The 18,921-nt window shown below is 69.5% G+C and carries 19 protein-coding genes; 5 read left to right on the top strand and 14 right to left on the bottom strand.

Annotation, left to right across the window (positions count from 1 at the left end; genetic code table 11):
• The first annotated feature begins 8 nt into the window (after nt 1–8).
• Nucleotides 9–1,052 (top strand): alkene reductase, encoded by a 1,044-nt coding sequence (locus JNUCC0626_RS26905; RefSeq protein ID WP_394613549.1) that lies wholly within the window; start codon nt 9–11, stop codon nt 1,050–1,052.
• Here the strand turns inward: JNUCC0626_RS26905 and JNUCC0626_RS26900 are convergent, their stop codons facing one another.
• Nucleotides 1,053–1,640: a TetR/AcrR family transcriptional regulator gene (locus tag JNUCC0626_RS26900; protein WP_394613548.1), complete on the bottom strand. Its 588-nt coding sequence runs from the start codon at nt 1,638–1,640 to the stop codon at nt 1,053–1,055.
• Nucleotides 1,641–1,734: 94 nt separating this feature from the next.
• On the opposite strand from JNUCC0626_RS26900, the gene JNUCC0626_RS26895 reads away from it, so the two are divergent.
• Nucleotides 1,735–2,112 (top strand): nuclear transport factor 2 family protein, encoded by a 378-nt coding sequence (locus JNUCC0626_RS26895; RefSeq protein ID WP_394613547.1) that lies wholly within the window; start codon nt 1,735–1,737, stop codon nt 2,110–2,112.
• Nucleotides 2,109–2,912: an ergot alkaloid biosynthesis protein gene (locus JNUCC0626_RS26890; protein WP_394613546.1), complete on the top strand. Its 804-nt coding sequence runs from the start codon at nt 2,109–2,111 to the stop codon at nt 2,910–2,912. Before JNUCC0626_RS26895 ends, JNUCC0626_RS26890 begins: the two co-directional genes overlap by 4 nt.
• On the opposite strand, the gene JNUCC0626_RS26885 is transcribed toward JNUCC0626_RS26890, so the two are convergent.
• The 8 genes from JNUCC0626_RS26885 to JNUCC0626_RS26850 all read right to left on the bottom strand — a co-directional run bounded on the left by JNUCC0626_RS26885 (nt 2,884) and on the right by JNUCC0626_RS26850 (nt 11,472).
• Nucleotides 2,884–4,200, bottom strand: a complete 1,317-nt coding sequence (locus tag JNUCC0626_RS26885; RefSeq protein ID WP_394613545.1) for a hypothetical protein — start codon at nt 4,198–4,200, stop codon at nt 2,884–2,886. The two genes, JNUCC0626_RS26890 and JNUCC0626_RS26885, sit on opposite strands and share 29 nt — an antisense overlap.
• Before the next feature lie 49 nt (nt 4,201–4,249).
• Nucleotides 4,250–5,752 (bottom strand): beta-xylosidase, encoded by a 1,503-nt coding sequence (locus JNUCC0626_RS26880; protein ID WP_394613544.1) that lies wholly within the window; start codon nt 5,750–5,752, stop codon nt 4,250–4,252.
• A gap of 16 nt (nt 5,753–5,768) precedes the next feature.
• The gene (locus tag JNUCC0626_RS26875; protein WP_394613543.1) at nt 5,769–7,592 is read right to left on the bottom strand and encodes an HtaA domain-containing protein; all 1,824 of its coding nucleotides are present in this window, start codon (nt 7,590–7,592) and stop codon (nt 5,769–5,771) included.
• On the bottom strand, nt 7,585–8,382 hold the full coding sequence (locus JNUCC0626_RS26870) for a hypothetical protein (protein ID WP_394613542.1): 798 nt from the start codon (nt 8,380–8,382) through the stop codon (nt 7,585–7,587). Before JNUCC0626_RS26870 ends, JNUCC0626_RS26875 begins: the two co-directional genes overlap by 8 nt.
• Nucleotides 8,355–8,549 (bottom strand): hypothetical protein, encoded by a 195-nt coding sequence (locus tag JNUCC0626_RS26865; RefSeq protein WP_394613541.1) that lies wholly within the window; start codon nt 8,547–8,549, stop codon nt 8,355–8,357. The genes JNUCC0626_RS26870 and JNUCC0626_RS26865 overlap by 28 nt, the downstream gene beginning before the upstream one ends.
• Nucleotides 8,550–8,654: 105 nt before the next feature.
• Nucleotides 8,655–9,416 (bottom strand): heme ABC transporter ATP-binding protein, encoded by a 762-nt coding sequence (locus JNUCC0626_RS26860; RefSeq protein WP_394613540.1) that lies wholly within the window; start codon nt 9,414–9,416, stop codon nt 8,655–8,657.
• On the bottom strand, nt 9,413–10,417 hold the full coding sequence (locus JNUCC0626_RS26855) for a FecCD family ABC transporter permease (RefSeq protein WP_394613539.1): 1,005 nt from the start codon (nt 10,415–10,417) through the stop codon (nt 9,413–9,415). Before JNUCC0626_RS26855 ends, JNUCC0626_RS26860 begins: the two co-directional genes overlap by 4 nt.
• Complete coding sequence (locus JNUCC0626_RS26850; protein WP_394613538.1) at nt 10,414–11,472, bottom strand: heme/hemin ABC transporter substrate-binding protein; 1,059 nt, start codon at nt 11,470–11,472, stop codon at nt 10,414–10,416. Before JNUCC0626_RS26850 ends, JNUCC0626_RS26855 begins: the two co-directional genes overlap by 4 nt.
• Nucleotides 11,473–11,557: 85 nt before the next feature.
• Here JNUCC0626_RS26850 and JNUCC0626_RS26845 point away from each other — a divergent pair, with 85 nt between their 5' ends.
• Complete coding sequence (locus JNUCC0626_RS26845; RefSeq protein ID WP_394613537.1) at nt 11,558–12,046, top strand: hypothetical protein; 489 nt, start codon at nt 11,558–11,560, stop codon at nt 12,044–12,046.
• Here the strand turns inward: JNUCC0626_RS26845 and JNUCC0626_RS26840 are convergent, their stop codons facing one another.
• From JNUCC0626_RS26840 to JNUCC0626_RS26830, 3 genes are read right to left on the bottom strand one after another with little or no spacing between them, the layout of a single operon-like run.
• Nucleotides 12,047–12,835, bottom strand: a complete 789-nt coding sequence (locus JNUCC0626_RS26840) for an aminoglycoside phosphotransferase family protein (protein WP_394613536.1) — start codon at nt 12,833–12,835, stop codon at nt 12,047–12,049. It lies immediately after the preceding gene.
• Complete coding sequence (locus tag JNUCC0626_RS26835) at nt 12,835–13,479, bottom strand: response regulator transcription factor (protein WP_394613535.1); 645 nt, start codon at nt 13,477–13,479, stop codon at nt 12,835–12,837. The genes JNUCC0626_RS26840 and JNUCC0626_RS26835 overlap by 1 nt, the downstream gene beginning before the upstream one ends.
• Nucleotides 13,470–14,594: a sensor histidine kinase gene (locus tag JNUCC0626_RS26830; RefSeq protein WP_394613534.1), complete on the bottom strand. Its 1,125-nt coding sequence runs from the start codon at nt 14,592–14,594 to the stop codon at nt 13,470–13,472. Before JNUCC0626_RS26830 ends, JNUCC0626_RS26835 begins: the two co-directional genes overlap by 10 nt.
• 162 nt (nt 14,595–14,756) lie before the next feature.
• Here JNUCC0626_RS26830 and JNUCC0626_RS26825 point away from each other — a divergent pair, with 162 nt between their 5' ends.
• A complete protein-coding gene (locus JNUCC0626_RS26825; protein WP_394613533.1) occupies nt 14,757–15,398 on the top strand; it encodes a DedA family protein in 642 nt (213 codons plus the stop codon).
• A gap of 192 nt (nt 15,399–15,590) precedes the next feature.
• Here the strand turns inward: JNUCC0626_RS26825 and JNUCC0626_RS26820 are convergent, their stop codons facing one another.
• On the bottom strand, nt 15,591–16,616 hold the full coding sequence (locus JNUCC0626_RS26820; RefSeq protein ID WP_394613532.1) for an amidohydrolase family protein: 1,026 nt from the start codon (nt 16,614–16,616) through the stop codon (nt 15,591–15,593).
• A gap of 57 nt (nt 16,617–16,673) precedes the next feature.
• Nucleotides 16,674–18,905, bottom strand: coding sequence for a catalase/peroxidase HPI (gene katG / locus JNUCC0626_RS26815; RefSeq protein ID WP_394613531.1), 2,232 nt, complete (start codon nt 18,903–18,905; stop codon nt 16,674–16,676).
• Nucleotides 18,906–18,921 lie beyond the last annotated feature (16 nt).

Below are 18,921 nucleotides of genomic sequence, written 5' to 3'. Positions count from 1 at the left end.
TAGACGGCATGCTCCTCACCAGCTACCGACTCGGAAACCTGACCCTGCCGAACCGCCTCGTGATGGCGCCGATGACCCGCGCACGGGCCGTTGACGGCGTACCGACGGCGGAGACGGCCACCTACTACGCCCAGCGCGCGACGGCCGGGCTCATCGTCACCGAAGGCGTGCACCCCAACGCCGTGGGCCAGGCCGGTCCGTCCATGCCCGGCGTCCACGACGACGCGCAGGTCGAGGCGTGGCGCGTGGTCACCGACGCCGTGCACGCCAACGGCGGCCGGATCTTCGCCCAGCTCATGCACGGCGGCCGCATCGGGCACGCCGACGTCGCCGGGCACCACCCCGTCGGTCCGTCGGCGATCGCGGCCGGGACCGACGTGTTCACCCCGTCCGGCATGGCGCCCGCACCCGTTCCGCGCGCGCTCTCGACCAGCGAGGTCGGCGAGCAGGTCCAGGCGTTCGGGGACGCGGCGCGGCGGGCCGTCGACGCCGGGTTCGACGGCGTGGAACTGCACGGCGCCAACGGGTACCTGATCCAGCAGTTCCTCTCGTCCAGCGCGAACGAGCGGACCGATCACTACGGCGGTTCCGGTCGCATCCGGTTCGCCGTGGAGGCCGTCGAAGCCGCGGTCGACGCCATCGGGGCGGACCGCGTCGGCATCCGGCTCTCGCCCGGCGGCGAGATCCAGGGGATCGTCGAGGAGGACGTGCCGGCGCTCTACGGCTCGTTGCTGAAGGCGTTGCCGGACATCGCGTACGTCCACGTGCTCGCGACCACCGACGACGAGACGTTGATGGGGCTGCGCAAGGCGTGGCCGACGGCGTTCATCCTGAATCCCGGCGGCCAGATCGGGCCGGTCGAGAGCACGCTGGAGCAGGGGGAGCGGTGGCTCGCCAACGGCGCCGACCTGATCAGCTACGGCCGCGCCTACCTCGGCAACCCCGACCTGGTCGAACGGTTCCGGCTCGGGCTGCCGCTCGTGAGCACCGAGCGGGAGACGTGGTTCTCCGCGCCGTCCGGGTACGTCGACTACCCCAGCTACCAGCACTGATCAGGGTTTCAGGGCGCGCACGAGGTGGTCGACGAGCCGGTCGAGGTAGTCGGGCTCCACGGGTGCGCGGCGGACGGACAGCCGCCAGTAGACCGGCGCCGCGACCAGGTCGAGAGCGATCTCGACGTCGAAGTCGGCCGGTAGCTCGCCGCGCTGCACCGCGCGCTGCAGGGTCGTCGCACCGAGCGCGCGCCGGGGTTCGCCGATCGTCGCCGCGATCGCCTCGGACAACGTCGCGTTGCGGACGGCCTCGGCGGTGAGGTCGGGCAGGATCGTGGCGAACCGCGGGTGCGTCAGCCAGTCGTGCACGGCCTGGACGGTCGCGCGCAGATCGCCGCGCAACGAGCCGGTGTCCGGCACCTCGGCCAGCGGCACGGAGAACTCCGACAGGGCCGCGACCACCATGTCCTGCTTGGACGGCCAGCGCCGGTACAGGGCGCTCTTGCCGACCTCCGCGCGTTTCGCCACTGCCTCCATCGACAGCCTCGCGTAGCCGTGCAGAGCGAGTTCCTCGAACACGGCCTCGGTGATCGCCTGCGTCACCTGGGGCTGCAGGACGGCGGCGCCGGTGGGGGTGCGCTTGGTCATGGCACACATCATAGGACTGGACGAGACGGTCCCGTTCCGTCTAACTTTGGACGGGACGGGACCGTCTCGTCCATTTCTTCTCGGAGGAGCTTTCGTGGACCTCATCCCGAGGGCGCTGCAACTGCTGCTGGACAAGGACATGATCGGATTCGCGGGCCTGTGGGCCGAGGACGGCGTGATGGAGTTCCCGTTCGCGCCACCGGGCTGGCCCGCCCGGCTGGAGGGCCGTGCCGCCATCGAGGACTACCTGCGCGACTACCCGAAGATGCTCGACATCAGGTCGTTCCCGAAGCAGGTCGTGCACGAGACCCCGGACGTGCTCGTGGCCGAGTTCGACGCGGAAGGCGTGGTCGTCGCGACCGGAAAGCCTTACCGCGCCTCGTACATCGCGGTGATCACCCTGAGGGACGGCGAGATCCTGAACTACCGCGACTACTGGAACCCGCTGCTGGCGCAGGAGTTGGCAGCGTGAGCGTGCTGATCATCGGCGGTACCGGCACGACCGGCAGCCGACTGGCGTCGTTGCTGCCCGAGGCCCTGGTCGGGACCAGGAAGCCGGTGGGGGACAACCACGTCAGGTTCGACTGGGACGACCCCTCGACGTTTGAACCCGCGCTGGACGGGATAAGAAAGATCTACCTGATCCCCCCGATCGGGGTCGTGGACCCCGTTCCGGTGGTCGAGTCGATGCTCGCTCGAGCGCGACTCGTGCGGCGGGTGGTACTGCTGAGCTCGTCCGCGGTGCCGGAGAGCGCCACGGGGATGGGCGCTCTCCCCGCACTCGTGCGCACCCTGCCGGAGTGGGCGGTGCTGCGCCCGTCCTGGTTCATGCAGAACTTCACCGGCGACCACCCGGTGGCGGCGGGCGTGCAGGCGGGCGAGATCGTCACGGCCACCGGCGACGGCCGGGTGGGGTTCGTGGACGCCGCCGACATCGCCGCCGTGGCCGCGCGGGCGTTGACCGATCCGTTGCCGCACAACACTGATCACGTGCTCACCGGCCCGGAGGCGTTGAGCTACGCCGATGCCGCCGCGATCATCACCGACGTCACGGGCAGGCCCGTGCGACACCGTTCGGTGAGCACTCTCGAGTTGACCGAACGAATTTCCGCTGGTCTGCCCAGGGATTTCGCGGCCGTGCTGGCGCGGCTCGACGAGGACATCCGTGGTGGCGCAGAGGATCGGGTCACCACGACGGTCGAGGACGTGACGGGAAAGCCGCCGACTTTGTTCCGGGACTTCGTCAGCGCACCGACTCGCACGGGACGATGAAGAACCATCCCTGCGGCTCGTGCTCCAACCGCGTTTCCGTTGCGCCGGCGGAACATTCCGCCCGCGCACGGGCGAGGCTCTCGTCCCACGGGACGCCGTCCAGCACGGTTGCGGGCTCCCGCAGGTGGGCGAAGACGCTGACCACCACGAGAATTCCGATCAGGTAGCGGCTGCCGGCGACGACGGCTCGCTCCCAGGTCTTCGCGGGCGTCGCGTCCAGTCCGACGAAGATCGCGGTGAACAGGAACAGGCACGGCAGGATGCTGTACCGCTGCCCGGCCATCACGACGTCGGGCGCCTGCACCTGGAGCACCTGCGCCCAGTTCAGCACCAGGCACGCCACGATCAGCACGATGCTGTACGCGGTGGCGACGAGCACGAGCGTCCGCCCGGCCCGGTCACCGAACCGCAGTCCGGCGACGATCGGCACGGCCGCCACCAGCAGCGCGGCGATGATCACCAGGTTGCCCTGCGCCGGGTAGAAGTCGCTGACCCGTTCCGACCCCGTGAACGCCACCACGGGCACCCGCAGCAGGCTCGCCAGCAGCACCTGCACCGGGTCGACCTCGTCGTGCGAGTACGGCGTGCGGTCGGCGACCATCATCGTGACGCCCTGCACGACCAGTCCGACGAGGAACGCGATCGGCACCTCCTTGCGCGGCTGGAAGAGCCGCACCAGCGCGATCGGCGCCAGGATGAACACCAACGGGCTGGTCAGCGCCGAGAGCACCACGAACAACGCGACCGGCACGCGCGGGGCGTTGCGCCACAGCAACGCCCAGAAGACGCCGTAGAGCAGGAACCAGTGCAGGTTGGTGACGTTGTTCAGCGTCTCGGAGTTGCCCGCCGGCAACACGATGACCAGCGCTGCCAGCGCGAACCGCATCGGCGTGGAGCGGAGGTACGCCTTCGACGCGGCGAACGTGATCAGCGCGATCAGCGCGCGCAGGACGGCGGCACCGACCGCGAAGCCCGCGGCCGTCCACTCGAACGGCAGCAGCGCCACGACCTGCGCGACCAGCCGCGGGAAGGCGTGCAGGTAGCCGCCGTACGGGTCGACCAGGTTCGTGAGGACGGGGGAGCGCACCGCGTCGACCATGAACCGGGCGCCGTCCTCGGCCCACAGGTGGTCGAGCCGGGACCAACCGGCCGGGATGAGCAGCAGGAACGCCACCGAGGCCACGAACGCGGCGGAGAACCCCAGCCAGGCGAGCTCGTGCCGCGGTTCGTCCGGCACCGGCACCACGCTGTCCGCGAGCGCTCTCGGCCGTTGCGTCGTGATTGCCACTTCCCGGTCCCCCATGTCCGATTTCGACCCTCGGGGAGAACGTATCCGGTCAGCGCCGGACGAGATCCGGCAGGCGTTCGTACTTGGCCCACTGGTCCATGGACACCGGCGTGATCTGCGACGAGTTCAACGTCGCGACCTGCGCCGAGCCGACGACCCACAGCTTCTCGCCGAGCAGCAGCCCGACCTCGCCGTCCGGGTTCGTGACGGCGGGCGCTCCCGCGGGCACGGTGACCGTGAGCTTGAGCGAGTCGACGCCCTGCGGCCGCGTGCCGAGCACACCGCGGGCGAACTTCTCGGCCACCGAACGACGTTCGAACCGCATCACGTTGGTGCCCACGACGACGTCCAGCGTGCGTTCCGGCGAAGGCACCGCGAAACCGTTGAGGACCTTGGCCTCCGCCGCCGTCGCGCAGCCCTTGAGGCCGACGGCGTCGAAGCCGAAGTGGGAGATGTTCGTCGGACCCGCCGGGCCCTCGATGGTGCCGCGCAGCACGTCCAGCGCGACCCGGCCGCACGGGTCCTTGGGGTCGACCGGCGCGTGCCCCTCGGGGGTGCGCAGCAGGCCGGGGCCTTCCTTCCAGGGCCCGGTGATCGTCACGGGCTCGAAGGGGTGCCGGGTGAAGTCCTTGTTCCAGAACGTGATGGTCGTGCCCGCGTCGGTCTCGTGGGCGATGGCGAACGACGAGACCGCCTCGATCCACATCCAGTCCGCGCTGAACGCCTCGACGATCGACCGCGTGCGCGGCTGGTTGTTCGACGTCACCGGCTTGAAGCCCTGCTTGCCGAGCGCCTCGACACCCGTGGCGAACGTCGGGTCCTTCGAGCGCAGCACGTACTGGCCGGCGCCGTTCTGGTGTGAGGCGAGGCCGGTGGTGTCGGTGAACATCAGGTACACCCAGCCGTCGACGTAGACGGCCGACTGCTGACCGGCGCCGTAGGTGTTCTCGCGGAAGTTGTCCCCGGCGGGGGCGACGATCGACTGGCCGCCGTTCTCCCTGGTCCAGCTGATGCCGTCGGGGCTGGAGGCGACGCCGACCGAGCTGCCGTTCGCGTGGTTGTCCCGCGCGGCGCCGGTGTAGTACAGGTAGTACTTGCTGCCGATCTTGATCAGCGACGGGTCGCACGTGTGGATCGCGTCGAAGCTGCCACCGCTGCCCGAGAACACCGGAACGGCCGTCGTGAACGGTCCACCGACGGCCGGTCCCTCGCTGTAGAGGATGTCGTCGCCACCGGGTGGCGCCGCGCTCAGCTGGCTGCACCACCACGCCCGCACCCGGCCGTTGTCGAGCATGACGGCGGGCGCGTAGTTGTACGGCGCGTCCCCGGCCCCCGCGAGCACGGTCCCGGCGCTCTGCCGACCGTTCTCGGTGGTGAGGTTGATCTTGTCCCGGGGAGGTGCCGCAGGGGGCGTCTTCTTCGTTGACGTGGGCTTCTGCGCGTCCAGCTGGCTCCCGACCGGGTCGCCGACCGCTGCGTTGGTGCACGCCGTGACCGCACTGACCAGCGCGAGCGCAGCGAGTAACGCGAGAGGTCGACGACTCAGGGGCACCCACCCATCATAGTGATCAAGTCCTCCGTCCGGGTGAAGTCGTCACGAGCAGCGCGATTCCGCTGCCCACCAGCACAATTCCCAGCGCGAGGGCCACCAGCGGAGACGCACCGGTGTTCGCGAGCCGTTGCGGACGGAACGCGAGCGGCGGCACGAGGTCCTGAGGAGCTTGCGCCGGCGGAATCGCTGCCGGACCTGGCTGTTCGGGCAGCTGAGCGCAGGACGAACCCAGCGTGAGCGTGAGGTCGTCGAGCTTGTCGCCCGCGCCGTAGAAGCCCGCGAACGCCTCGGAGTTCGTGAGCGTCGACTTGATGCCTGTGACGGTGAGCACACCGGCGTTGTCGCTGGTGGTGGCGTTGCGGAGATCCAGGTCAGCGAGGTCGACGCCGGTCAGCTTCGTCGGCTTGCCCGGTGTCTGGCCGCTGGTCTGGAGTTCGACGTCCGCCTTCAGCTTGCCGGTGGCGTTGGTGACTTCGACCTTCGGGTTGCTGAGGTGGATGGTGAAGAAGTGGGCCGGGTAGCTGAACGTGATCGTGCCCTGGAACTGGACCTCGAACTGCTGCTTGGACGTGAACTGCGCTTTCTGGAACGCGTACTGGTGCGCGCCCGTGGTGACGCCGTTGGCGTTCGGGGTGGCGTCCTGGTCGGTGACGACGGCGCCGTTCGTGCCGGTGATGCTGTTGCCGCTGCCCTTGCCGATGTAGTCGCGGAAGCTCTTCTTGAAGCCCCACAGCACCGTGCCCTTGTCGACGGTCGTCGCCTCACAGCCCTTGACCTTGACCGTGTAGGTGGCGCTCGCGGTGCGCTTGCTCGTGAGGCCGGTGGCGGTGACGGTGTGCTGCCCCGGTGCCTTGGTGGTCCGTGCTTGTGCTTGGACGCTGCCCTCCGCGTTCGTGGTGAACGTGCCGAGGTCGTCCAGGCTGACCTGCTCGTTGCCCGCGAAACCGTTGGCGGTGAAGGAGAGCGTGCCGTTCTGCTCGACTTCGGACTGCTGCAGGGTGAGGGTGGGGGCGGCGACCGGGTACGTGATGGTTGCGGTGATCGCCGGTGGTGTGCCGTTGAGCGCCGTGGTGGCCTGCTCGGTGAGGGTCAGTTCGGCCTGGAGCGTGGCGTTGTTGCCGTTGTAGACCGGCTGTCCCTTGAAGTCGGCGAACTTCGTCGTGACGCCGTTGACGTCGACCGTCAGCGTTTTGTTCACGAGGTCGATCGTGGGCTTGGTGATGCGGGCCGGCACGTCGATCCTGCCGCCGAACCTGAGGGTGGTCGGCGTGCTGTCTGCGAGCGGCCAGGTGTGGTTGATCGTGCCGTCGCTCGGGGTGCCGGTGCCGTTGTCCGTGACCTTCCAGCTGAGACTGCCTTGTCTTGGCTGCGACGGTGAGGTGACCCCGTTGAACTGCAACGGAATCACGAGGTCCCTCGTGGTGTCGGGGCTGTCCCAGCTGAAGATCATCAGGTACAGCTGTTCGGTGGCCGCGCTGAACTCCTCGCTGCCCACCTTGTAGTTGGCCTTGACGGTGGGCGTCGCCTGCCACGTTCCGTCGGCCTTGAGGTTGATGCCGACCGCCCAGTTCTCCTTGAGCAGCTTGGAGTACTGGCTGGTGGTCGTCGTCTTGTCCCGCCACCCGTCGCGCTTCGGCCCGACCCGGACGCCCCATCCCTTGCCGTCGTTGGCCTTGGGGTCGAACCCGGCGCCGCTGAGGGTGATCTTCTCGCCGTCCGGGTGCAACCCGCTGACGTTGGGCGAGACCGTCACCGACGGCGTCATCTGCTCCTGGGCCGACACCGGTGTGGCGGTGACGAGTGCCGCGGCGACCGCGAGCACCGCGAATGTCCTACGCATCGGTCTTGCCCTTCCTGAACCGCAGCCACCACACGAGACCCGCCGCGAGCAGCACGGCGGCACCGATGCCGCCTCCGATGAGCCAGCCGGGCCGTTCGTCCGGACTGGCCTGGGCTGCGGGCTGAACCTCAGGCTGAGTCGTGGTTGTCGTTGTAGTCGTCGCTGTGGTGGTGGTCGTGCTCGTCGTCGGGACAGCCGTGGTCGTAGTTGTTGTTGTCGTGGTGGGCTTAGGGGGCGCTTGAGTGGTTTGGTTCGGCACCGCGAACTTGATCGGCGTGAACGTCTCGTTGTTCGCGTTCACCACGCCGTGCGCCCCGATGGTGATGACCCCGCACGTGACCTTGGTGCAGTCCACTTCGGACACCGCCCCGTCCCGCCCGGCCGTCCTGAACCTGGCCCCGGGAACGTTCAGCTGCGCGGTCCAACTGCCGTCCGCGTTGACGACCCCGTTGGCCGCCTGCTCGGTCTCCCCACCGGGGAACGAGATGAACCGCTGATATCCGTTGTTGTCCTTGGCCTCGCGGTCCTGCACGTACCGCATCGTCGTGCCGGAAGCGCCCCCTTGGCTGGGCCGCCACTGCTCCGCCACCCACCCGAAGAACACGTAGATGCCGCCGTAGCCGTTCTTGACGGACTGGAACCCGCTGCCGCGCAACGACAACGTGGTCGCGTACTCGGGATCGGCGCTGGCCGGCGTCGCGGCAACCCGCGCCCCCTGAGCCTGAGCTGACGGCGTCACCACGACCAGCCCGGCCACGGCCACTAGAGCAGCCACAACCCGACGTGCCACCGCACCTTGACGTGCCGCCATGCCCTGACGTGCCGCCGCACCCCGACGCGCCGCCGCACCCCGACGCGCCACCACAACCCGACGTGCCGCCGCACCCCGACGCGCCGCCGCACCCCGACGCGCCACCACAACCCGACGTGCCGCTGCACCCCGACGCGCCGCTGCACCCCGACGTGCCACCGACATCGCTTGCGCCGCAAGCTTTCGCAGGGGTCCCCTCCGGGGGGTCCCCTTGCTTTTATTCTTCCAGACGGCACCGACAATTTTCGGCGTCATGCTTCCCCTCTCCACGGCAGCACGACCGGCCGCCCCGTCCGCGGATGCGCCAGCACCTCGACCCGGTGCCGGTACACCTCGCTCAGCAACCCCTCCGTCAGCACCTCGCCCGGCGGCCCGTCCGCGACGATCGACCCCTCGGCCATCACCGCGACCCGGTCCGCGTGCGCCCCGGCCATCCCGAGGTCGTGCAACACCACCAGCACCGCGTTGCCCCGCGCCGCCTGCTCCCGTGCGGTCCGCAACACCAGCTCCGAGTGCCGGATGTCGAGCGCGGCGGTCGGTTCGTCCAGCAACAGCACCCCGGCCCGTTGCGCGAGTACGCGGGCCAGGGCGGCACGAGCCTGTTCGCCACCGGACAACGTCGTGAACTTCCGCCCGGCGAACGCCGTCATCTCGGTCTGCTCCATGACCGACGCGACCACGTCCCCGTCGTCGTCCCACGGCGCGCGGCCCATCCGCACCACCTCGGCGACGGTGAACGGGAACGACAGCGTGATCCGTTGCAGCAGAACGGCTCTGCGCCGGGCGGTCTCGCGTGCGGACCACTCGTCGAGCGGCTTGCCGTCCAGCCACACCGAACCCGCGTCCGGCCTGATGTCTCCCGCCAGCACGGCCAGAGCCGTCGACTTGCCCGCGCCGTTCGGCCCGACCAGCGCCAGCACCTCGCCGGAGGTCACCGTGAGGTTCAGATCGCGGAGGATCTCGGTGTTGCCGAGGCGCACCGACACGTTCTCGCAGAACATCTCCGGCTTCACGCCCAGCCACCCGCCTGCTGCCGGGTCCGGCGCAGCAGCCAGAAGAAGAACGGTCCACCGACGAGCGCGGTCAGCATGCCGATCGGCAGGTCCACGAACGTGATCACACCGCGCGCGCCCAGGTCCGCGGCGACGAGCAGCAGCGCGCCGCCCAAAGCGCTGGCGGGCAACAGCACGCGGTGGCCCGGCCCCACGATCATGCGGATCAGGTGCGGTACCACGAGTCCGACGAACCCGATCACGCCGGTGAACGACACCGCGGCCGACACCATCAACGCCACCAGCACGATCGACCCGAGCCGCAGCAGTTCGACGTTCACGCCGAGATGCCGCGCGGGCCGTTCGCCCAACGCGAGCAGATCGAGCCGGCGAGCGAGCACGGCGGCCAGCACGACGCCCACCACCGCGAGCGGCAGCACCGTCCAGACGTAACTCCAGCGCGCACCGGCGATGCTGCCGAGCTGCCAGAACACGATCTGCTCCCGTGCCTGCTGGTCGCCGAGGAACGTCAGGAACGCGATCCCCGCGCCCGCCACCGCGTTCACCGCGACGCCGGTCAGGATCAACGTGACGACCTCGGTGCGCCCGCCCGACCGGGCGAACGAGTACACGAGCAGCGTTGCGGCCAGCCCGAACGCGAAGGCGATCACCGGCGTCGTGAACTGACCGAGGAAGCTCAGCTGGAACACGATCGTCAGACACGCGCCGACGGCCGCGCCGCTTGAAACCCCGACGACGCTGGGCTCCGCGAGCGGGTTGCCGAACACGCCCTGCATCAACGCACCCGCCACGCCCAGCACGGCACCGACGACGATCGACATGACCACGCGCGGGAACCGGACGTTCCACAGCGTCGCCTCGGCCATCGGATCGGCGGCCGGGCTGCCGAACAGCGACGCGAAGACATCGTTGACAGGTATGGGGAACTGCCCGACGGACGCGGACAGCAGCACGGCCCCGAACAGCAGACCGGCGAGCGTCAGGAAGAGCAGCGACCTCACGTGTACAACGCCCTGGCCAGGCCGTCGATCACGGAGGCGGTCAACGGCCCGAAGCTCAGCACCTGGTAGTCGTTCATGTCGACGATCCGGCGCTTCTGCCCTGCGGGCGTCTGCGCGACACCGGGCACCGCGACCATGCCGTCGACCCCGCCGACCGACTGAAGTCCCTTGGACATCACCAGAATCACGTCCGGCGCGGCCTTGGACAACGCCTCGGGGTTGATCGGCTTCGAACCCTGCAACCCGACCTCGGTGGCGACGTCCACCCCGCCCACCGCGCTGATCAGCTCGTCGGCGCCGGTGCCCTGCCCGAACATCTGGTAGACCCCGGACTGGCCGCGCACGTACAGGAACACGATCCGCAGCCCGGACCCGTTCGCGAGCCGCTGGGCCGTGATCTTGGCCTTCTCGATCTCCACGGTCGTGCGGTAGGCGAGCTTCTCGCCTTCTCCGGGCACGCCGAGGGCGTCGGCGACCTGCTTGATCAGGTCTCCGACGTTGTTGACGGCCCGCCGAGAGTCCGTGACCACCACGGGAATGCCGGAGTCCCGCAGCTGCAACACCACGTCCCACGGCCCGAGCGTGGTGTCGGTGATCACCACGGTCGGCCGCAGCGCGAGGATCGCCTCCGCGTTGAGCTGGTGACCGTTCGTCGTGACGAGCGGAAGCTGTGCGGCAGCAGGAAATCCGGTCGACGTGTCGCGCCCGACCATCCGCCCGCCGAGGCCCAGCCCGAACACCGTCGCGCCGAGCGTGCCGTACATGTCGAAGGCGAGAATCCGGTCGGCGCTGGCCACCGTGACCTGCGTGTCCTGCGCGTCGGTGACCGTCGTGGGCAACACCGGACGTGCGTCGCCGGTGATCGGCACGACGTCCGGCACCGCCACCGTCGCGGTGCCGGGACCGGACTTCTGGCGCGGATCCTGCACCGGTTCCAGCTGTTCCAGCGGCGTTCTGCTCGGATCACCCGCCGGAACCGTCGGCGCGTTGCGGTTCACCGGCCCGGTGCATCCCGCGACCAGTGCGACCGTGAGCACAACCACCCAGATTCTCACTCTTTGAACTTAACTTAGCCTTACCTAAGCGTCTAGGGTGAGGGTCCCACCACATCCGAGTTCCTATTCACACCAAGGACGAGTGATGGCAAGGAAACTGCTGGCAATGGCGGCCGTCGCGGCTGCTCTAGTGACCACCGCCGTGCCCGCCGCGGCCGCTCCGGGAAGCGCTTCCCGCAACGGCCACACCCTGAGCGCCTCCAACGCCACCGACCTGGTCGTGGCCGGCGAGACGATCACGGTGACCGGCACCGGCTACGACCCGGCCAAGGGCTACTACGTGGCGCTGTGCCAGGTGCCCGACGACTACAGCTACGGCGCGGCACCGACTCCCTGCCTCGGCGGCGACGGACAGGGCGGCACAGGCGTGGGCCCCTCGGCCTGGGTCACCAACCTGCCCGGCGGCACCGCCACGATCGCGGCGAACGGCTCGTTCACCGCGCAGATCCACATCAAGCAGGCAGGCGGCAACCTCGACTGCGCCCAGGTGACGTGCGCCATCGTCACCAGGCGCGACCACCTGGGGCTCTCCGACCGCAGCTTCGACGTCTTCATCCCGGCGTCCTGGCAGTAGCTAGCCGAGTGGCGGGTGTTCGCGCACCGAGCAGCGGCGCCGAAACCAGGCGAGGAACCTCGCCGGGTCTCCGCCCTGCAGGAGCGCGGACACCGCGCCCGTCAACGGAAACATCGCCGCGTGCGTGAGCGCCCGCTCGTACAGTTCGGGCCGGGCACGCCTGACCACCGGCCAGCCGTAGTTCGCGAACGCCGCCGCGTCGAGCGCCGGGTCACCGGCACAGGCGAAGTCCCAGTCGATGATCCCGCTGACCTTTCCGTTGTGCCACCGCAGGTTCACCGGTGCCAGGTCGCCGTGCACGAAGCTCCTGGCCGGTGGCAGCTCCGCGCACCGCCGCAGCACCTGCGAAGCCTGCCCGCGCTCGTCCTCGGTCAACAGCGGGAACACGAGCTCGCTGATCGACTCAGCCGCACTCCGGCCGCCGGCGTGCAACAACGGTTCGTCCAGCAGGGCAACGAGTTCATCGCTCAACTCGACGCTCTCGAGCGCGTCGAGCACCTCGCGGACGGCCTCGTCGCTCGCCGTCTCCGACTGCTCGCCGGCCACGTACGAGATGACGACGTGGGCCTCGCCGAGCGGCAGGTCCAGCCTGTCCTCGATGACCTCGGGCACCGCGAACGGCAGCTCCAGCGAGGAGATCAGCCGCAATGCCCGCGCGCGCCGTCGTGCGTCGGGAAGGCTGTGCCGAGGGAACCGCGCCACCCACTCTCCGTGCAGCACAACGGCATCGTTGAACAGGCCACGGGCGACCTCTGTGCCCGGCGTGGCGAGCAGCTCCTCGACGCCCATCAGCTGCCCAGGTAGCGGACCACCGCCAGCACTCGGCGGCTGATGCCCGACGACCCGGAGAGGCCGAGCTTGTCGAAGATCGCGTTGATGTGCTTCTCGGCGGCGCTCTGCGAGATGTGCAACTGGGTGGAGATGCGGGCGTTGGTGAGCCCTTGCGCCATCAGTTCCAGGACCTCCTTCTCTCGCGTTGTCAGGGTTTCGAGCGGGTCTACGTGGGTCGTTCTGGTCAGCAGCCTGCGCACGACCTCGGGGTCGAACGCCGCGCCGCCCGCCGCGACCCTCTCCAGGGCCTCCAGGAACTCGTCCACCTGCGCGACCCTGTCCTTGAGCAGGTAGCCGACCTTGCCGCCGGTGCTGGTGATCAGCTCGGTGGCGTAGCGGTTCTCCAGGTACTGCGACAGCACCAGCACGCTCACCTCCGGCCACCGCTCACGGATCTCGAGCGCGGCCCGCATGCCGTCGTCCTTGTGACCGGGCGGCATCCGGACGTCGGTGACGACGATGTCCGGCCGGTGTTCTTCGGTGGCCTTGAGCAGCTCCGGAGCCGTGCCGACGGCGGCCACGACCTCGTGCCCCTCCTCGGCGAGCAACCGGATCAGGCCCTCGCGCAACAACGTCGAGTCCTCAGCGAGGATCACGCGCACGGCAACCTCGCGGAGATCACGGTGGGACCGCCGACCGGACTGAGCACGTCCAGCGCGCCGTCCACCGCCTTGACCCTCCTGGCGAGCCCGGACAACCCGGACCCGCTGCGGTCCGCGCCACCGACCCCGTCGTCCTGCACCCGGACGGCGACCTCGGACCCGCTCGACCACACGGAGATCTCGACCACCGACGGATCGGCGTGCTTGGCCGCGTTGGTGACCGCCTCGGACGCCACGAAGTAGATCACCGCCTCCAGCGCCTTGCCCGGAGACTCCGTCAGCTCGTTCCTGATGTCGACGCGCACGCTCGCCCGCTCCGCCAACGCCTCCAGTGCCGCGGCCAGACCAGAGTGGTCGAGCACCGAAGGGTAGACACGCGTCGCGACCTCGCGCAGCTCGTCGATCGCCTCGCTCGCGGTGTCGTGCGCCTGCTGCAACAACGCGTGCATGTGCCCTTCGCTCCTCGCGCGCTTCGCCCTGCCGATCAGCATGCCGAGCGCGACCAGACGCTGCTGGACTCCGTCGTGCAGGTCGCGTTCGATGCGCCGCCGCTCGTCGTCGATCGCCTCGATGACCTCGGCCCGGGTGCTCGTCAGCTCGGCGACGCGCTGCCGCAGCAACGTCTGCTGACTGGTCCCGAGCAGCGCCGTGGCGAGCCTTCTCTCCAGCGCCGCCACACCCGCCACACCGACCGTCGTCACGAAGATGACCAACACGCCCGGCACCGTCACCAGCAGGATCAGTCCCAGCGAAACACGGTCGTCCTCCTCGATGAAGCCCCAATCACCTCCTAACAGCCACGCCGTCACCATCGAAACGGCCACGCCATACCAGAACACCAGCATGTAGATCACGCCCGCACCGAGCGCTCCGACCAGCCACCGCACCGCGAGGTAGCGGCGGCATCCCCTACGCGTCAAGGGATTGGTGTGCACGGCCTGGTCGAAGCGCGCGATCCGGCCCAGCTCGTACTCGGTCAGCCGGACCACGCCGACATCCGCGGCGGCGGCCGCGAGCCCGGCCATTCCTGTCACGGACCCGATCATCAGCCCGAGGAGCATCCGGAACCAGCGCCGGACCAGTGAACCAGCACTGAGCTGCCCTTCCTGATGCACATTCGCCACCGTACCGACCCCCAGCCGACCCGGCATTGCGGTTTACCACAGTATTGCCCTGCGGTTTCCCCCACGATTCCCGACGGACAACCTCATGGCCCGCCGCCCTCCCCGTTCCTAGCGTGAATCCCAGCAGACCTCACCACCACCCGAGGGGAAACAATGCTGGCTGAATGGGCCGTCTCGCTGATGGAGTCGCTGGGAGGCGTGGGCGCCGCGGTAGTAGTGGGCCTGGACAACCTCTTCCCGCCGATCCCGAGCGAACTGGTACTCCCGCTAGCAGGCTTCTCCGCCAGCAAGGGCGTGTTCAGCCTGCCCGCAGCACTCTTCTGGACCACCCTGGGTTCAGTGGCCGGCGCCGTCATCGTCTACCTCGCGGGCATGCTCCTGGGCCGCACCAGAACCCGAGCCCTGGTCGCACGCATTCCTCTGGTCCGCGTCACCGATTTCGACAAGACCGAAGCCTGGTTCACCCGCCACGGCACAAAAGCAGTCTTCTTCGGCCGAATGATTCCGCTGTTCCGCAGCTTCATCTCCTTACCCGCAGGCGTAGAGCGCATGAACTTCCCGAAATTCCTGCTGCTCACCACCCTGGGAAGCCTGATCTGGAACACGGCGTTCGTGGTGGCCGGCTACCAGCTGGGCGAGAACTGGCACCGAGTCGAGTCCTACGCGGGCATCTTCCAGAAGCTGGTGATAGCCGCCGTGGCCCTAGCCCTGACCCTGTTCGTGGTCACCCGCCTGCGTCAACCCCGCAAGGCCGACCCGGAGTCGACGGAGGTGTTACCCCGAATCAGCCGCTGACCGCGCCACGCACCAGGTCCAACCGCGCCACCTTGTGCCGGTGCTGGCTCGTGTCGTGAGGCCGTCGGCCCGGTGGGCGCTGCGTGCTGGTCGAGTCAGGCGATGGCCTTGCCGTGCAACGGGTTCGGCCGCGTAAACGTGTGTTCGGCGCCAACCCGCGTGTGTCCCAGCGGGCTTCGCGTGTCGGTCGGGTCAGGCGATGACCTTGCCGCGCAGGATGATTCGGCTCGGCCGCGTCAGCACCGACGGGTCCTGCACCGGGTCCGCGTCGTAGGCGACCACGTCGGCGTACCCACCGTCGGTCAGGCCCGGCAGGCCGAGCCACTCCCGCGCGGTCCACGAGCCGGCGCCGATGGCCGCCTCCACCGGCATCCCGGCCTTGATGAGCCAGGCGATCTCGCCCGCGACTTCGCCGCACGGCTTGTTGTCGGTGCCCGCCAGCACCGTCACGCCTGCCTCGTGCGCGGCGCGGACGGTCGGGAACGCGTGCTCCCAGCCGGTGAGGAGCCAGTCGCGCACGCGGGGGTCGACGGTGTCGGGGATGTCGGCGCTGATCTTGGCGAACGTCGTGAAGGTCGGGACCAGGGCGGTGCCCTGGGCGGCCATCTGAGGAAGGAGTGAGTGGTCCAGGTGCATTCCGTGTTCGAGGCTGTCCGCGCCTGCCAGCACGGCGTTGCGGCAGCCGGCTTCGGTTTGGCAGTGCACGGCTACGCGGGCGCCGATGGCGTGCACTGCGGTGACGACGGCGGTCAGGACGTCCAGCGAGACTGGGGGATCGTCCGGCATCCAGTCGCCGATCACCTTGCACCAGCCCGTGGAGGCCTCCTCGACGGCGGCGGTGACCAGGTCTGCCTCGGTCACGCGGCGGCCGTAGTCGGGGAAGAAGCGGCCTGGGGTGGCGAGCCACGCTCCGGCTCGCACCAGGTGGGGGAGGTCCGGGTCGTCCGGGCGGTCGCGGATCGGGTCGGGCGAGCCCGGGGAGCGGACGGTCAGCACGCCGGCCGCGAGGTGGTCGAGCATGTGGCGGCGGAACTGGGTGTGCGAGTAGGTGTCGCCGGGCTGTTCCATGCCCGCGTGCGAGTGCACGTCCACGAGGCCGGGCAGCAGCCACAGGCCAGGGTCCTGAGTGGACGGTTCGGTGTGCAGGCGGTCGCCGGACACGACGAACGAGACCTGTTCGCGCGAAGGCAGAACCGTGCCCGAGATGCGCACCCCCATGAAGACGACGGTACCCCAGGCCGGGGGAGTGGCCTGGGGTACCGGGGTGGAGCTGGATCAGACGTCGTAGCGGTCCGCGTTCATGACCTTGGTCCACGCCGCGACGAAGTCCGTGACGAACTTCGAGGAGGCGTCGTCACTCGCGTAGACCTCGGCGACGGCGCGGAGCTCGGAGTTGGAGCCGAACACCAGGTCGTTGCGGGTCGCGGTCCAGCGGACGGCACCGCTGGCGCGGTCGCGGCCCTCGAAGTTCTCCTGGTCCTCGGTGACCGACTTCCACTCCGTCTCCATGTCGAGGAGGTTCACGAAGAAGTCGTTGGTCAGGGTCTCCGGCTTGGCCGTGAGGACGCCCGCCGTCGAACCGCCGTGGTTGGCGCCCAGCACGCGCAGGCCGCCGACCAGCACGGTCAGCTCCGGAGCGGAGAGGCCGAGCAGGTTCGCCTTGTCGACGAGCAGGTACTCCGAGGGGAGCGGGTGGCCCTTGCCGCGGTAGTTGCGGAAGCCGTCGATCGTCGGCTCCAGGACGGCGAACGACTCGGCGTCCGTCTGCTCCTGGGTGGCGTCGGCGCGGCCCGCGAGGAACGGCACCTCGACGTCGTGGCCCGCGGCCTTGGCGGCCTGCTCGATCGCCGCGGCGCCGCCGAGGACGATCAGGTCGGCCAGCGAGACCTTCTTGCCGCCGGACTGCGCGGAGTTGAAGGCCTCCTGCACGCCTTCCAGCGTGCGCAGGACCTGGGCGAGCTGGTCGGGCTCGTTGACCTCCCAGCCGCGCTGCGGCTCGAGGCGGATGCGCGCACCGTTGGCGCCACCGCGCTTGTCGCTCTGGCGGAACGACGAGGCCGAGGCCCACGCGGTCTTGACGAGCTGCGAGACCGAGAGGCCGGTCTCGAGGATCTTGGCCTTGAGCGACGCCACGTCGTCAGCGGAGACGACCTCGTGGTCGACGACCGGCAGACGGTCCTGCCAGATCAGCTCCTCCTGCGGCACCTGCGCGCCGAGGTAGCGCTGGATCGGGCCCATGTCGCGGTGCGTCAGCTTGAACCACGCGCGAGCGAACGCGTCGGAGAACGCCGCGTGGTCCTCGGCGAAGCGGCGCGAGATCGGCTCGTAGACCGGGTCGATGCGCAGCGCGAGGTCGGTCGTCAGCATCTCCGGCGCGCGGTTCAGCGTGCCGTCCTCGGGGTCGGGCACGGTGTTGGCGCCCGCGCCGTCCTTCGGCTTCCACTGGTGCGCGCCCGCCGGGGACTTGGTGAGCTCCCACTCGAACTCGAACAGGTTCTTGAAGAACAGGTTCGTCCACTTGGTGGGCTGCTGCGTCCAGGTCACCTCCAGGCCGGAGGTGATGGCGTCGCGGCCCTTGCCGGAGCCGTGCGTGCTGATCCAGCCGAAGCCCTGCGCGTCGATCGTGGCGCCCTCGGGCTCCGCGCCGACCAGGTCCGGGTCACCGGCGCCGTGCGCCTTGCCGAAGGTGTGGCCACCGGCGATGAGAGCGACGGTCTCCTCGTCGTTCATGCCCATGCGGCCGAACGTCTCGCGGATGTCGCGAGCGGCGGCGAGCGGGTCCGGGGTGCCGTTGGGGCCCTCGGGGTTGACGTAGATCAGACCCATCTGGACGGCCGCGAGCGGCGACTCGAGGTCGCGCTCACCGCTGTAGCGGGCGTCGCCGCCGAGCCACGTGGTCTCCGGGCCCCAGTAGACGTCCTCGTCCGGCTCCCACACGTCCGCGCGGCCACCGGCGAAGCCGAAGGTCTCGAAGCCCATGGTCTCCAGGGCGCGGTTGCCCGTGAAGATCATCAGGTCGGCCCAGGAGACGTTGCGGCCCCACTTCTTCTTGACCGGCCACAGCAGACGGCGGGCCTTGTCCAGGTTGCCGTTGTCCGGCCAGCTGTTGAGCGGGGCGAAGCGCTGCATGCCCGCGCCGGCACCACCGCGGCCGTCGTGGGTGCGGTACGTGCCCGCACTGTGCCACGCCATGCGGATCATGAACGGGCCGTAGTGGCCGAAGTCGGCGGGCCACCAGTCCTTCGACTCGGTCAGGACGGCGTCGACGTCGCGCGCCAGCTCGTCCAGGTCGACGGTCTGGAACGCCTGGCCGTAGTCGAACTCGCCACCGAACGGGTCGGCCTGGACGGGGTGCTTGCGGAGGATCCGGAGGTTGAGCTGGTTGGGCCACCAGTCTCGGTTGCTGCCGCCCTCGCTGGGGTGGCTGATGCGACCATGCGCGACCGGGCAGCCGCCGGCCTCCTCCACGTTCAGATCGGCCAGCTTGGCGTCAGTGCTGTCGGACACGGGAATCCTTCCGGGT

Origin of the sequence: Lentzea sp. JNUCC 0626 (assembly GCF_043632865.1) — a bacterium.
Classification (GTDB): domain Bacteria; phylum Actinomycetota; class Actinomycetes; order Mycobacteriales; family Pseudonocardiaceae; genus Lentzea.
Note: the sequence above shows the minus strand (reverse complement) of the source record. Positions and strands in the feature narration are given on the sequence as shown.

Bases quoted from the DNA above. Each gene is read 5' to 3' on its own strand.
- JNUCC0626_RS26905 (WP_394613549.1), top strand. From the start codon at position 9: ATGCTCCTCACCAGCTACCGACTCGGAAACCTGACCCTGCCGAACCGC.
- JNUCC0626_RS26900 (WP_394613548.1), bottom strand. From the start codon at position 1,640: ATGACCAAGCGCACCCCCACCGGCGCCGCCGTCCTGCAGCCCCAGGTG.
- JNUCC0626_RS26875 (WP_394613543.1), bottom strand. From the start codon at position 7,592: ATGCGTAGGACATTCGCGGTGCTCGCGGTCGCCGCGGCACTCGTCACC.
- JNUCC0626_RS26845 (WP_394613537.1), top strand. From the start codon at position 11,558: ATGGCAAGGAAACTGCTGGCAATGGCGGCCGTCGCGGCTGCTCTAGTG.
- JNUCC0626_RS26840 (WP_394613536.1), bottom strand. From the start codon at position 12,835: ATGGGCGTCGAGGAGCTGCTCGCCACGCCGGGCACAGAGGTCGCCCGT.
- JNUCC0626_RS26825 (WP_394613533.1), top strand. From the start codon at position 14,757: ATGCTGGCTGAATGGGCCGTCTCGCTGATGGAGTCGCTGGGAGGCGTG.
- JNUCC0626_RS26820 (WP_394613532.1), bottom strand. From the start codon at position 16,616: ATGGGGGTGCGCATCTCGGGCACGGTTCTGCCTTCGCGCGAACAGGTC.